The 13,477-nt window shown below is 70.3% G+C and carries 11 protein-coding genes; 1 reads left to right on the top strand and 10 read right to left on the bottom strand.

The annotated features are described in order from the left end of the window. Positions 1–54 precede the first annotated feature (54 nt). From topA to bldG, 7 genes are all read right to left on the bottom strand, one after another. Entirely contained in the window at positions 55–2,880 is a 2,826-nt protein-coding gene (gene topA, locus ACWDZ7_RS19115) for a type I DNA topoisomerase (RefSeq protein WP_451798296.1), read from the bottom strand. Between the two features lie 585 nt (positions 2,881–3,465). Then, positions 3,466–3,663: a hypothetical protein gene (locus ACWDZ7_RS19110; RefSeq protein WP_451798294.1), complete on the bottom strand. Its 198-nt coding sequence runs from the start codon at positions 3,661–3,663 to the stop codon at positions 3,466–3,468. Between the two features lie 201 nt (positions 3,664–3,864). Next, positions 3,865–5,379 carry a DUF7059 domain-containing protein gene (locus ACWDZ7_RS19105; protein WP_451798292.1) on the bottom strand — a complete coding sequence of 505 codons (1,515 nt, stop codon included), beginning with the start codon at positions 5,377–5,379 and terminating at the stop codon, positions 3,865–3,867. 89 nt (positions 5,380–5,468) lie between these two features. Then, positions 5,469–6,056 carry a small secreted protein gene (locus ACWDZ7_RS19100; RefSeq protein ID WP_451798290.1) on the bottom strand — a complete coding sequence of 196 codons (588 nt, stop codon included), beginning with the start codon at positions 6,054–6,056 and terminating at the stop codon, positions 5,469–5,471. Between the two features lie 242 nt (positions 6,057–6,298). Next, entirely contained in the window at positions 6,299–8,701 is a 2,403-nt protein-coding gene (locus tag ACWDZ7_RS19095; RefSeq protein ID WP_451798289.1) for a sodium-translocating pyrophosphatase, read from the bottom strand. A 324-nt stretch (positions 8,702–9,025) separates the two neighbouring features. Beyond that, positions 9,026–9,460: an ATP-binding protein gene (locus ACWDZ7_RS19090; RefSeq protein ID WP_451798288.1), complete on the bottom strand. Its 435-nt coding sequence runs from the start codon at positions 9,458–9,460 to the stop codon at positions 9,026–9,028. An 81-nt stretch (positions 9,461–9,541) separates the two neighbouring features. Continuing rightward, entirely contained in the window at positions 9,542–9,883 is a 342-nt protein-coding gene (gene bldG / locus ACWDZ7_RS19085; protein ID WP_003975386.1) for an anti-sigma factor antagonist BldG, read from the bottom strand. Positions 9,884–9,963: 80 nt separating this feature from the next. On the opposite strand from bldG, the gene ACWDZ7_RS19080 reads away from it, so the two are divergent. Next, complete coding sequence (locus tag ACWDZ7_RS19080; protein WP_451798287.1) at positions 9,964–12,441, top strand: DEAD/DEAH box helicase; 2,478 nt, start codon at positions 9,964–9,966, stop codon at positions 12,439–12,441. Between the two features lie 27 nt (positions 12,442–12,468). Here the strand turns inward: ACWDZ7_RS19080 and ACWDZ7_RS19075 are convergent, their stop codons facing one another. Genes ACWDZ7_RS19075 through ACWDZ7_RS19065 form a run of 3 tightly spaced genes read right to left on the bottom strand, consistent with a single transcriptional unit; the run spans position 12,469 to position 13,401 of the window. Continuing rightward, positions 12,469–12,828: an Rv3654c family TadE-like protein gene (locus ACWDZ7_RS19075; protein WP_451798285.1), complete on the bottom strand. Its 360-nt coding sequence runs from the start codon at positions 12,826–12,828 to the stop codon at positions 12,469–12,471. After that, positions 12,825–13,211, bottom strand: a complete 387-nt coding sequence (locus tag ACWDZ7_RS19070) for a TadE family type IV pilus minor pilin (RefSeq protein ID WP_451798284.1) — start codon at positions 13,209–13,211, stop codon at positions 12,825–12,827. Before ACWDZ7_RS19070 ends, ACWDZ7_RS19075 begins: the two co-directional genes overlap by 4 nt. Further along, positions 13,198–13,401 (bottom strand): DUF4244 domain-containing protein, encoded by a 204-nt coding sequence (locus ACWDZ7_RS19065; protein WP_451798282.1) that lies wholly within the window; start codon positions 13,399–13,401, stop codon positions 13,198–13,200. The genes ACWDZ7_RS19070 and ACWDZ7_RS19065 overlap by 14 nt, the downstream gene beginning before the upstream one ends. Positions 13,402–13,477 lie beyond the last annotated feature (76 nt).

Genomic DNA, 13,477 nt, shown 5'->3' with positions numbered 1-13,477 from the left:
ACGGGCACACCACTGCCGGGCACCCGTCGACGAGGCGCCCGGCAGTGGGAAACGTCAGTCCTCCGAAGAAGCGGCCTTACTCGAAGCCGCCGCCTTCTTGGCAGTGGTCTTCTTCGCGGCAGTGGTCTTCTTGGCCGCGGTCGTCTTCTTGGCCGCGGTCTTCTTGGCAGCGGTCTTCTTGGCGGGCGCCTTCTTGGCAGGTGCCTTCTTGGCCGTCTTCTTGGCCGGCCCCTTCGCCCGCTTCTCCGCGAGCAGCTCGTAGCCGCGCTCCGGAGTGATGTCCTCGACCGAGTCCGCCGCCCGCAGCGTCGCGTTGGTCTCGCCGTCGGTCACGTACGCCCCGAAGCGGCCGTCCTTGACCACGACGGGCTTCTTGCTGACCGGGTCCTCGCCGAGCTCCTTCAGCGGGGGCTTCGCCGCGGCGCGGCCCCGCTGCTTCGGCTGGGAGTAGATCTCCAGGGCCTCGTCCAGCGTGATGGTGAAGAGCTGCTCCTCGCTGTCGATCGACCGCGAGTCCGTGCCCTTCTTCAGATACGGGCCGTACCGGCCGTTCTGCGCGGTGATCTCGACGCCCTCGGCGTCGGTGCCGACCACGCGCGGCAGCGACATCAGCTTCAGGGCGTCCTGAAGGGTGACCGTGTCGAGCGTCATGGACTTGAAGAGGGAGGCCGTGCGCGGCTTGACCGCGTTCTTGCCGGTCTTCGGGGTGCCCTCGGGGAGCACCTCGGTGACGTACGGGCCGTAACGCCCGTCCCTGGCGATGATCTGGCGGCCGGTCTCCGGGTCCGCGCCCAGCTCGAAGTCGCCGCTCGGCTTGGCGAGCAGCTCCTCCGCGTACTCGACGGTCAGCTCGTCCGGCGCCATGTCCTCGGGCACGTCGGCGCGCTGGTGTTCCTCGGAGTCGCGCTCACCACGCTCGATGTAGGGGCCGTAGCGGCCCACTCGCAGCATGATCCCGTCCCCGACGGGGAACGACGACACCTCGCGGGCGTCGATCGCGCCGAGGTCGGTGACGAGTTCCTTGAGGCCGCCGAGGTGGTCACCGTCGCCGTTGCCCGCGTCGGCGGCGCCGCCGGAGCCCTCGCCGCCCTCACCGAAGTAGAAGCGCCGCAGCCACGGCACGGCCTGTGCCTCGCCGCGCGCGATGCGGTCGAGGTCGTCCTCCATCCTGGCGGTGAAGTCGTAGTCGACGAGCCGCCCGAAGTGCTTCTCCAGGAGATTGACGACGGCGAACGACAGGAACGAGGGGACGAGCGCCGTCCCCTTCTTGAAGACGTACCCGCGGTCCAGGATGGTCCCGAGGATCGACGCGTACGTCGACGGGCGGCCGATCTCGCGCTCTTCCAGCTCCTTGACCAGCGAGGCCTCGGTGTAGCGGGCCGGCGGCTTGGTGGCGTGGCCGTCGACCGACATCTCGTCGGCGGTGAGCGCGTCGCCCTCGCCGACCTGCGGGAGCCTGCGCTCGCGGTCGTCCAGCTCTGCGTCCGGGTCGTCGGCGCCCTCGACGTACGCCTTGAGGAAGCCGTGGAAGGTGATGGTCTTGCCGGACGCGCTGAACTCGGCGTCGCGGCCGTCGGAGGCGCGGCCACCGATCTTGACCGTGACGGAGTTGCCCGTCGCGTCCTTCATCTGAGAGGCGACGGTCCGCTTCCAGATCAGCTCGTAGAGCCGGAACTGGTCGCCGGTCAGGCCGGTCTCGGCGGGCGTGCGGAAACGATCACCCGAGGGGCGGATCGCCTCGTGCGCCTCCTGCGCGTTCTTGACCTTCCCGGCGTACGTGCGCGGCTTGTCCGGCAGGTAGTTGCCACCGTAGAGCTGGGTGACCTGCGCGCGGGCCGCGGCGACCGCCGTGTCGGACAGGGTCGTGGAGTCCGTACGCATGTACGTGATGAAGCCGTTCTCGTACAGCTTCTGGGCCACCTGCATGGTGGCCTTCGCGCCGAAGCCCAGCTTGCGCGAGGCCTCCTGCTGCAGCGTCGTCGTACGGAAGGGGGCGTACGGCGAGCGGCGGTAGGGCTTGGACTCGACGGATCGTACGGAGAAGTCCGTGTCCTGGAGGGCGGCGGCCAGCGCGCGGGCGTTCGTCTCGTCCAGGTGCAGGGTGTCGGACTTGAGCTGCCCGACGGAGTTGAAGTCGCGGCCCTGCGCGATGCGCTTGCCGTCGACCGCGGTGAGGCGGGCGACCAGCTGCGACGGGTCGGAGGCGTCACCGGCGCGGCCGGTGCCGAAGGTGCCGGTCAGGTCCCAGTACTCGGCGGAGCGGAAGGCGATGCGCTCGCGCTCCCGCTCGACGACGAGGCGGGTGGCCACGGACTGGACGCGGCCCGCCGACAGGCGCGGCATGACCTTCTTCCACAGGACCGGCGAGACCTCGTAACCGTAGAGGCGGTCGAGGATGCGGCGGGTCTCCTGGGCGTCGACCATGCGCTTGTTGAGCTCGCGCGGGTTGGCGACGGCGGCGCGGATCGCGTCCTTGGTGATCTCGTGGAAGACCATCCGGTGGACGGGGACCTTGGGCTTCAGGACCTCCAGGAGGTGCCACGCGATGGCTTCGCCCTCGCGGTCCTCATCGGTGGCGAGGAAGAGCTCGTCGGAGTCCTTCAGGAGGTCCTTGAGCTTCTTGACCTGGGCCTTCTTGTCGGCGTTGACGACATAGATCGGCTGGAAGTCGTGCTCGACGTCCACACCCAGGCGGCGCACCTCACCGGTGTACTTCTCGGGCACCTCCGCGGCACCGTTGGGGAGGTCGCGGATGTGCCCGACGCTGGCCTCGACTACGTAGCCGGGGCCGAGGTAGCTCTTGATCGTCTTCGCCTTGGCAGGCGACTCGACGATGACGAGTCGGCGGCCGCCCTGTGCGGTCTCGCTGGTCGGGGACAACTTCGCTCTTCTCTCCGGTCGACGCTCGGTGGCAGTGCGCGGTGGCACCACGTGGTCGCGGTGCTCGTGACAGTGCGGTGGCAGTGCTCGCATGGCTTGCGTTGCGCTGTCGCTGCGGAGTGTGACGGTACATCCCGCCCCCGTGTCAAACGGGAAAAGCCCGCAACGGCCACTCGAACGGTAACCCGACTACCGCCATTCCTGCCGCCCGGAGTGGCGACCTGCCGTTTCGGCGCCCGGCCGGGGCCTCGGCCCCGCCGCACCGGCGCGATCACCGGAGCAGGCCCTTCCACCGCTCTGGAGCGAGACCTCCGCCACTCGGTGCACCGCACTGGAGCGAGGCCCTCCGCCGCACCGGAGTACGCCCTTGCCCGCTACCCCGATACGACCCCGCGCGCCACCGGAATACGGCCTGGCAGCCCACCGGAGTACGGCCGTCTGCCCGCGGAGCCCGCCACTCCGTCCCTGCCGGGACGTAGCGCCCCACCCCTGCCGAAATACGACGCTCCACCCCACCCGAAGGAGGCGGTCCGCCACGGCCGCGCAGCGGCTTCACAGCAGCCTCATAGCGGCTTCACAGCGGCTTCACAGACGAGTGAAACACCACACGCCGAGAAGCAGCGCGCCGGAACCGGAGAGCGCGGCGAGCGTCGCCGATGCGACAGGGCTCACACCCTGGGCGACGGGCTCGCGGTGTGCGACCCGCGCACCGGTCCACAGCAGCAGTCCAGCGCCGAACAGCGTGAACACCGTCCCGGCGAAGATCGCTGGTCCGCTCTCCATGGCCCTTGCCTCCCCGTCCAGCTCTTCGTCCGGCGCTTTGTCAGCGGCCTTGGCCTGGAGGCTGACACGTCCGGGAATCGAGAGCGCGAAATCCGGGTGAACGGCGGACGGCCCGCTCGCTCGCCCTTCCACCCGAATTGCCGGACGTGTACGGGATGTTGGCTGATTTCCCCACCCAGGGCAGGGGTGGCACCGACCGCCCTAAGCCTGGACCGGCAGCAGGAAGCCCTGCGCCACCAGGAGCCTGATCTGCGCGGGCGTCCGGTCCCGCAGCAACACCGGGTCCTCGCCGACCAGTTGGGCGATGGCGTCCAGGATCCGCCCGGCGCTCAGCGACCCGTCGCACACCCCCGCGAACCCGGCGCCCACCGTGTCCACCTTGGTGGCCCGCCGCATCCCCCGGTGCTGGCGCAGCACGACGTGCTCCGGGTCCTCGGCGCCCGGCAGCCCGACCTGCTCCTGCACGACCTCGTCGGCGAGCTTGAAGTGCGCGGCGAGCAGCGCCGCGTCGTCGTGCGTACGCAGGTACTCCTGCCGGTCGAAGAACTCGCGCACGGTCTCGCCGAGCGGCTGCTCGACGGGGTGCGGCCACTCCTCGACGGTGATGCTCGGCTCGGCGGCCCCGGTCTTGCGCAGCGTGATCCACCCGAAACCGACGGCCCGCGTCCCGCGCGCCTCGAACTCGTCCAGCCACGCCTCGTACCGATCCGCGTACCGCGCGGGGTCCTGGCGGTGGTCCCCCGCGTCCCGCAGCCACAGCTCGGCGTACTGCGTGATGTCTTGCACTTCGCGCTGCACGATCCAGGCGTCACAGCCGCGCGGCACCCAGGACCGCAGCCGGTCCTGCCACTCCTCGCCGTCCACGTGCTGCCAGTTGGCCAGGAAGTGCGCGTACCCCCCTTCGTTCAACCGCTCCCCCGCCTCCTGAACGAGCGAGCGGCACAGATCGTCCCCGCCCATCCCGCCGTCCCGATAGGTGAGCCGGGCCCCCGGTGAGATCACGAAGGGCGGGTTCGACACGACCAGGTCGTACGTCTCGTCGCCCACCGGCTCGAAGAGCGAGCCCTCGCGCAGGTCCGCCGCCGGGGCGCCGGAGAGCGCCAGCGTGAGCCGGGTGAACTCCAATGCCCGGGGGTTGAGGTCGGTCGCCGTCACGCGCGTGGCGTGCTGCGCGGCGTGCAGCGCCTGGATGCCGGAACCGGTGCCGAGGTCGAGGGCGCTGTCGACCGGTGTCCGCACGGTGATCCCGGCGAGCGTCGTGGACGCGCCGCCGACCCCGAGGACGACGCCTTCGTCATGGCTGCCGATGCCTCCGGCACCGCCGACCGCGCAGCCCAGGTCGGAGACGATGAACCAGTCCTCGCCGCTCGGCCCGCCATAGGGCCGCACATCCACGGCCGCCCGCAGCGCACCGTCCCGCTCGATCAGCCAACCGCTCTCCAGGAGAGCGTCGAGGGGCAGCACGTCCGCCACGCGCGCGTGGGGCACGGTTTCCTGGAGCAGAAAGAGGCGTACGAGGGCTTCGAGGCCGCCTTCCCCGCGCGTGGCACGCAGCGCGGGCACGGTCTCGCTGCGCGCGAGCGCGGCGTACGCGGGCGCCCCGAGCAGCTCGAGCAGCCCGTCGGCGGTGAAGTCGGCGGCGAGCAGGGCCTCCCGCAAGGAGGCGGCTACGTCGGCGCGGTCGGACGAGGGCAGGGGGAGGCTGGCATTACTCACACCCCCATTGTGGCCCGAGGGCAACACCGACGCCCCCGGCGCCACCATGGGTGCCGAGGGCGTGGGGAAGAACGTACGGCCAGAGGGGGTCAGTTCTTGGCGGACGGCGTGGTGGACGCGCTCTTGCAGCTGTCCTGCTTGCCCATCGCCTTGCCCACCTCCCCCTCCTGCAACTTGTCCAGCGCCTCGTTGCCGCTCTTGCTCAGCTTGTCCAGCTCGCCCGCGACGTTCTTGAGGCCGTCGGCGAAGTCCGCCTGGTTCTTGGTGTCCAGGTCGTCGACCTGCTTCTTCAAGCCCTCGTACGACTTGGAGATGGCGTTGAGCTCCTTGACGGCGTCGTCCGTCTTCTTCTTCCCGTCGTCGACCGGCGGCGCGCCCGCGCTCTTCACGGAGGAGCCCATCGCCTTGTAGGCGTCCGACATGTCCTGGAACGCCTTGGAGTCGGTCTTCTGGACGTCGGACGGCGAGCTGTTGTCGGAGGTCTCCTTCTGGATCGCGGCGTTGGCGTCCGCGATCTTCTTCGACTGCGGCTGGACGGAGTCACAGACCTTCTTGGCCCAGTCGTCCAGCTCCTTGTTGCCGTCGTCGCTGCTGCACCCTGTCATCGCGAGTACCAGTACCGCACCGCCGGACAGTGCGGCTGCAAGCTTCTTGTTCACCGGATTGGTCCCTTCCATGGCTCTCGGCCCCGGAACTTACACGCCAAACGAGCGACAATCGCATGTCGTGGGCCCGATACAACCGCTATTGCAGCCATTTGCACCAAGCAGATGGCGGGGAGCGGGAGAGAAGGCTCACGACGGGCTCACGACCCGCCCGGGGCCCCGGTGACGATGGGCGGTGCGCCCACACGCCGACGGGCGGACGGCGCATCAACAAGCGCCGTCCGCCCGCGTGTTGGACGCGACCCGGACCGGAGTCAGGAAACGACCGCCGGGTCGGCCGACTTGGCCGTCACCCCGGCGTTGCCCTCGTCCCCGACGGCGATGCCCCGCCGCTTGGAGACGTAGACCGCGCCGATGATGACCGCGATGGAGAGCGCCGCGATGAGGACCCGCATGCCGACGCTGGCGTCGTCCCCGTAGCTGAACTTGATGACGGCGGGCGCGATGAGCAGCGCCACCAGGTTCATCACCTTCAGCAGGGGGTTGATCGCCGGGCCCGCGGTGTCCTTGAACGGGTCGCCCACGGTGTCGCCGATGACGACCGCGGCGTGGGCCTCGCTGCCCTTGCCGCCGTGATGGCCGTCCTCGACGAGCTTCTTGGCGTTGTCCCAGGCGCCGCCCGAGTTGGCGAGGAAGACCGCCATCAACGTGCCCGTACCGATCGCCCCGGCGAGGAACGAGCCGAGCGCGCCCACGCCGAGCGAGAAGCCGACCGCGATGGGCGTGAGCACGGCGAGCAGACCCGGTGTGGCCAGCTCACGCAGCGCGTCCTTGGTGCAGATGTCGACGACGCGCCCGTACTCCGGTTCCTCGCTGTAGTCCATGATCCCGGGGTGCTCGCGGAACTGTCGCCGCACCTCGTAGACCACGGCCCCGGCCGACCGCGACACCGCGTTGATCGCGAGCCCCGAGAAGAGGAAGACGACCGCGGCGCCGAGGATCAGGCCCACCAGGTTGTTGGGCTGCGAGATGTCCATGACCAGGTTCATCGGAGCGCCGTCGCCGAGTTTCTCGCCGACGTCCTTGGCCGCGGTCGCGATGGCGTCGCGGTACGACCCGAAGAGCGCCGACGCCGCGAGGACCGCGGTCGCGATGGCGATGCCCTTGGTGATGGCCTTGGTGGTGTTGCCGACTGCGTCCAGGTCGGTGAGGACCTGCGCGCCCGCGCCCTCGACGTCACCGGACATCTCGGCGATGCCCTGCGCGTTGTCGGAGACGGGACCGAAGGTGTCCATGGCGACGATGACGCCGACGGTGGTCAGCAGCCCCGTACCGGCCAGGGCGACCGCGAAGAGGGCGAGCATGATCGACGTACCGCCGAGCAGGAACGCCCCGTACACGCCGAGCCCGATGAGCAGCGCGGTGTAGACGGCCGATTCGAGACCGATCGAGATGCCGGCGAGGACGACGGTGGCCGGGCCGGTCAGCGAGGTCTTGCCGATGTCCTTCACAGGACGCCGGGTGGTCTCGGTGAAGTAGCCGGTGAGCTGCTGGATCAGGGCGGCCAGCACGATGCCGATGGCCACGGCGATGAGCGCGAGGACCCGCGGATCGCCGTCGTGGCCCGCGATCGTCGCGTCCGTGACGCCGTCGAGCTTGGCGTACGAGGACGGGAGATAGGCGTAGACGGCGGCGGCCACGAGTGCCAGCGAGATGACGGCGGAGATGAAGAAGCCGCGGTTGATGGCGCTCATGCCGCTGCGGTCGGCGCGCCGCGGTGCCACCGCGAAGATGCCGATCATGGCCGTCACGACGCCGATGGCCGGGACGATCAGCGGGAAGGCGAGCCCTGAGTCGCCGAACGCCACCTTGCCGAGGATCAGCGCGGCGACGAGCGTGACGGCGTACGACTCGAAGAGGTCGGCGGCCATACCTGCGCAGTCGCCGACGTTGTCGCCCACGTTGTCGGCGATGGTCGCGGCATTGCGCGGATCGTCCTCCGGAATGCCCTGCTCGACCTTGCCGACCAGGTCGGCGCCGACGTCGGCGGCCTTGGTGAAGATGCCGCCGCCGACACGCATGAACATCGCGATCAGCGCGGCTCCGAGCCCGAAACCTTCGAGCACCTTCGGAGCGTCGGCCGCGTAGACGAGCACGACACAGGAGGCGCCCAGAAGACCGAGCCCCACCGTGAACATGCCGACGACGCCGCCCGTGCGGAAAGCGATCTTCATGGCCTTGTGCGAGACGGCGGTGAGATCCTTTTCCGGCTCGCCTTCCGCCGGGGTGGCCTCCCGGGCGGCGGCCGCCACGCGCACATTGCTGCGCACGGCGAGCCACATACCGATATAGCCGGTGGTGGCCGAGAACGCCGCTCCGATCAAGAAGAAGATCGATCGTCCGGCGCGCTGATTCCAGTCGTCCGCGGGCAGCAGCATGAGCAGGAAGAACACGACGACGGCGAATACACCGAGCGTGCGCAGCTGCCGGCCCAGATAGGCATTCGCGCCCTCCTGGATCGCCTTCGCGATCTTCTTCATGCTGTCGGTGCCCTCGCCGGCCGCGAGGACCTGGCGCACCAGGACCCCGGCGACGACGAGCGCCGCGAGCGCGACGGCCGCGATGACCATCACGATCAGACGATTGTCGTCGGTCAGGACTGCGGCTGCGAAGGTTGAGGGGTGGTCAAACTGATGAGGGGTAGAAAGCCCCGCCATTCGTCCTCCTTGGCGCTTGGGCTGAGCTCAAGATGTGGACGGATTGTAGGGAGCGGAACCTGATCAAAACAGAGCGCCACTAACGCAATTGACCGGAGATCGCTTCTCAGCAAATGATCGCGGCCATGGATTGGCCCCGAAAGCGGTAATGCCCCAAAACCGTTGACGAGAGATCGGGCGCAAACTCGATCAAGGGAATTAGATGATCAGAATAAGAAAAAGGCCCTGTTCACCGTGGTGGTGACAGGGCCTGTCAGGGCGTGGGGGGGGCAGGGCGAGGGCAGCGCGAGGAAGCCGGGGCTCAGGGCAGGAGCGGCGCGGGGCTCAGGGCAGGAGCGGCGCGGGGGTCGTCGGCCAGCTCATGCGGATCAGCCCGCCGGATGCGCCGGCGGTGACCTCGACGTCGTCCACGAGACCGCTGATGACGGCGAGACCCATCTCGTCCTCGCCCTCCAGCTCGTCGCCCCCGTCGGACCGCCCGCCGGGCGCCCGGTCACCGGGCGCCGAACGGGGTGCCTCGTCGCCGACCTCGATGGAGAACTGCTTCTCGTCCTCGATCAGCGAGACCAGCACCGGCGCCGTGACGCCATTGCTCTGGTGGAGCCCGACGGCGCGCGTGCAGGCCTCACCTACCGCGAGCCTGACCTCGTCGAGAACGGCCTCGTCCACCCCGGCCCTGCGCGCGACCGCGGCCGCCACGAGGCGGGCGGTCCTGACGTGCTCGGGCAGCGCGCTGAAGCGGAGTTCAACGGTGGCCATGCATCCCCCTCGGACGTACGCGCGTGCTGTCAGGGGACCGAGCCGCAGGCCCGGTCCCCTGCTGTACTGCCACCCCCGGCCTCAGTCGGTGGCGGCGACTGCTTCCTCGACCGAGGTGTGGATGGGGAACACCTTGGTCAGGCCGGTGATGCGGAAGATTTTGAGAATGCGCTCCTGGTTGCAGACCAGGCGCAGCGAGCCCTCATGGGCACGCACCCGCTTCAGGCCGCCGACCAGCACGCCGAGTCCGGTGGAGTCGAGGAAGTCCACGCCCTCCATGTCGACGACCAGGTGGAAACTGCCGTCGTTCACCAACTCGACCAACTGTTCGCGCAGCTTGGGCGCGGTATAAACATCGATTTCGCCACCGACCTCGACGACCGTACGATCGCCGACGGTACGGGTCGACAGGGACAGGTCCACGGATCCTCCAGCACCTTGCTATCGAGCGGTCATCCCTCGGGACACCTCGGCAGAGCCCCCAGGACGGATCGCCAGCCGCGATGGCATTCAATCACTTACCGGCGGGCGTGCACGACGCCTTGGGACCATTGTCCATCCCGCCAGTGACACACTCGATGCCGATGGCCAAAATTTCTCCTCCCGGAGGACCCTCTGCGGGCGCCCCGGCACAGACGTCCCCACGGGCGGTCCTGGACCGACTCACCGCTGGGCCGAGCCGTGCATCGCGCGTCACTCATACGGAGCACTTGCCCCCACGTGCGGCTCGGTATGCAGTCTGGCCCGACCGCATCCGTCCGGAGGTCATATCCGCCGTTCGGGCGGCGGGCATCGAGCACCCCTGGGCCCACCAGGCACGGGCGGCCGAGCACGCGCTGGACGGCGAATCCGTGGTCGTCGCCACCGGCACCGCGTCCGGCAAGTCCCTGGCCTACCTCACGCCCGTCCTCTCCGCCCTCCTCGACGGCTCCGAGGCACCCAACGGGCGCGGCGCCACCGCCCTGTACCTGGCCCCCACCAAGGCCCTCGCGGCCGACCAGCGCCGCGCCGTCCGCGCACTCGCGGAGCCTCTCGGGAACGCCGTACGCCCCGCCGTGTACGACGGCGACACTCCCGTGGAAGAACGCGAATGGGTGCGTCAGTACGCCAACTACGTGCTGACCAACCCCGACATGCTGCACCGCGGCATCCTCCCCTCCCACCCCCGCTGGTCCGCCTTCCTGCGGGCCCTGCGCTACGTCGTCATCGACGAGTGCCACACCTACCGCGGCGTCTTCGGCTCCCACGTCGCCCAGGTCCTGCGCCGTCTGCGCCGCCTCTGCGCCCGCTACGGCTCCGATCCCGTCTTCCTGCTGGCCTCCGCCACCTCCGCCGACCCGGCCGTCTCCGCGGAGCGCCTCATCGGGCTGCCCGTGAAGGAGGTCGCCGACGACGCCTCGCCCCGCGGTGAACTCGTCTTCGCCCTGTGGGAGCCCCCGCTCACCGAACTGCACGGCGAGAAGGGCGCCCCCGTCCGCCGCACCGCCACCGCCGAGACCGCGGACCTCCTCACCGACCTGACCGTCCAGGGCGTCCGCTCGGTCGCCTTCGTACGCTCCCGGCGCGGCGCCGAGCTGATCTCCGTGATCGCCCAGGAACGCCTCAGCGAGGTCGACCGCTCCCTCGCCCGCCGCGTCGCCGCCTACCGCGGTGGCTACCTCCCCGAAGAGCGCCGTGCCCTGGAACGCGCCCTGCACTCCGGCGAACTCCTCGGCCTCGCCGCCACCACCGCCCTCGAACTCGGCGTGGACGTCTCGGGCCTGGACGCCGTCATCATCGCGGGCTACCCCGGTACGCGAGCCTCGCTCTGGCAGCAGGCGGGGCGGGCCGGACGCTCCGGCCAAGGCGCCCTGGCCGTGCTGGTCGCCCGGGACGACCCGCTGGACACGTATCTCGTCCACCACCCCGAAGCGCTGTTCCAGCAGCCCGTCGAGTCCACCGTCCTCGACCCCGACAACCCGTACGTCCTCGCCCCCCACCTGTGCGCCGCCGCCTCGGAACTTCCCTTGGTCGACGACGACTTGGCGCTCTTCGGCCCGGCAGCCGAGGAACTGCTCCCGCAGCTGGAGGCCGCGAAGCTGCTGCGCCGCCGGACGAGGGCCTGGCACTGGACCCGCCGGGAGCGGGCCGCCGACCTCACCGACATCCGCGGCGAGGGCGGCAAACCCGTCCAGATCGTCGAGGAGGGCACGGGACGGCTGCTCGGCACCGTCGACGCGTCCGCCGCGCACACCACCGTGCACGAGGGCGCGGTCCACCTCCACCAGGGCCGTACGTATCTCGTGCGCCACCTCGACCTGGAGGACTCGGTGGCCCTGGTCGAGGAGGCCGTGCCGCCGTACTCCACGACCGCGCGCGACACCACCTCGATCTCCATCCTGGAGACGGACGTCGAGGTGCCCTGGGGCGAGGGGCGCCTCTGCTACGGCTCCGTCGAAGTCACCAATCAGGTCGTCTCCTTCCTGCGCAGAAAGATCATCACGGGCGAGGTCCTCGGCGAGACCAAGCTGGAACTCCCTCCTCGTACGCTGCGTACGCGCGCCGTCTGGTGGACGGTCACCGAGGATCAGCTGGACGCCGCCCGCGTCCATCCCGAGATCCTCGGCGGCGCCCTGCACGCCGCCGAGCACGCCTCCATCGGCATGCTGCCGCTGTTCGCCACGTGCGATCGCTGGGACATCGGCGGCGTCTCCGTGCCGCTGCATCCGGACACGCTCCTTCCCACGGTGTTCGTGTACGACGGTCATCCAGGCGGGGCCGGGTTCGCCGAGCGGGCCTTCCACACGGCTCGGGAGTGGCTGACTGCCACGCGGCAGGCGATCGCGTCCTGCGAGTGCGAGGCGGGCTGCCCTTCGTGCATCCAGTCCCCCAAGTGCGGCAACGGCAACGAGCCGTTGCACAAGCGGGGGGCTGTGCGGTTGCTTTCTGTGTTGCTTCGGGATGCGGGTGGGGGCAGGGCCGGGGACGGAGAGGCCGGATAGGGCACAGGTCCGTGGGGCAAGGCTTGGTCACGGAGGAACCCCGGGGCCCGCCCGCGACCGGACCCGCGCGGAGAAGGCGCCGACGGAGGCCGAGACCGTGACCTCGGAGACATCGCCCCGCACAGCGCAGCGCAGGAGCCGCACCCCCTGCGCCTGGGCCACCCGGCCGGCCCCCGCGCAGGCCGCCGAGGCACCGGCCGCCCAACGATCCGCCGCCGCCAGCGCCGCGAGATCCGCCGCGCCACCCGCCCGATGCCGGGCCACGACGACCTGCCCCATCACCAGCACGGCACCGGAGACCACGCAGAGCACCGCCATCACCACCGTCACCCACACCGTGGCTGCCCCTCGATCGCGGCCCGCGCCGCGCCACACCCGGCCCCTCATGAGCCCACCCCCACCGTCTCTTCCGCCAACGCCACCGCCTCCGCCCGCAGCCGCAGACCGAGACCCAGCGCTCCCGGGCCCGGCGAGTCCGCGACCACCTCGACCCGCACCAGGTCACCGTCGCGCCGCACGCCCACCCGCGCCCCGCGTGGCGCCGCCTGCCGCGCCGCCGCCACGGCCACCGCCGCCGGGTCCTGCCGCGCCGCAGCGCGAGCCCCCGCCCGTGCCGCGTCCACGCACTGGATCTGCGCGCACACGGCGAGCAGCGTCCAGATCAGCGCCATGGTGAACAGGACCAGCGTCGGCAGGACCACGGCCGCCTCCGCCGTCACGAATCCCCGGTCTCTCCCGCGCGTCCTCGGTCCGTGGTCAGAACGGCGCATGGAGTGCCTTCTCCACTACCGCCTGCAGAGCCGCCCTGACCTGGCCGCTCGTCACCACCTTGTAGAGCAGTCCGGCGAAGCCCACCGCCGCGATCAGCCCCATCGCGTACTCGGACGTGACCATCCCCGCGTCCTCGTCCGCCCCGCGAGCCCGCCGAAGCAGCGCCCGCGTGTAGTTGCGTACACACATCTCGACCCCCATGAATGTTGTTGCGTAAGTCGCCTCGGGCCTGTTGGCCTCGGAGAAGGCGCGTCTGCGTTCAGGC

The sequence above is a fragment of the Streptomyces sp. NPDC003032 genome (assembly GCF_053591415.1).
This window is presented reverse-complemented; position numbering and strand designations above follow the sequence as displayed.

Excerpts from the sequence above, each read along its gene's own strand:
- ACWDZ7_RS19110 (WP_451798294.1), bottom strand. The coding sequence starts at position 3,663 with ATGGAGAGCGGACCAGCGATCTTCGCCGGGACGGTGTTCACGCTGTTC.
- ACWDZ7_RS19100 (WP_451798290.1), bottom strand. The coding sequence starts at position 6,056 with ATGGAAGGGACCAATCCGGTGAACAAGAAGCTTGCAGCCGCACTGTCC.
- ACWDZ7_RS19095 (WP_451798289.1), bottom strand. The coding sequence starts at position 8,701 with ATGGCGGGGCTTTCTACCCCTCATCAGTTTGACCACCCCTCAACCTTC.
- ACWDZ7_RS19090 (WP_451798288.1), bottom strand. The coding sequence starts at position 9,460 with ATGGCCACCGTTGAACTCCGCTTCAGCGCGCTGCCCGAGCACGTCAGG.
- ACWDZ7_RS19080 (WP_451798287.1), top strand. The coding sequence starts at position 9,964 with ATGGCATTCAATCACTTACCGGCGGGCGTGCACGACGCCTTGGGACCA.
- ACWDZ7_RS19075 (WP_451798285.1), bottom strand. The coding sequence starts at position 12,828 with ATGAGGGGCCGGGTGTGGCGCGGCGCGGGCCGCGATCGAGGGGCAGCC.
- ACWDZ7_RS19070 (WP_451798284.1), bottom strand. The coding sequence starts at position 13,211 with ATGCGCCGTTCTGACCACGGACCGAGGACGCGCGGGAGAGACCGGGGA.
- ACWDZ7_RS19065 (WP_451798282.1), bottom strand. The coding sequence starts at position 13,401 with ATGTGTGTACGCAACTACACGCGGGCGCTGCTTCGGCGGGCTCGCGGG.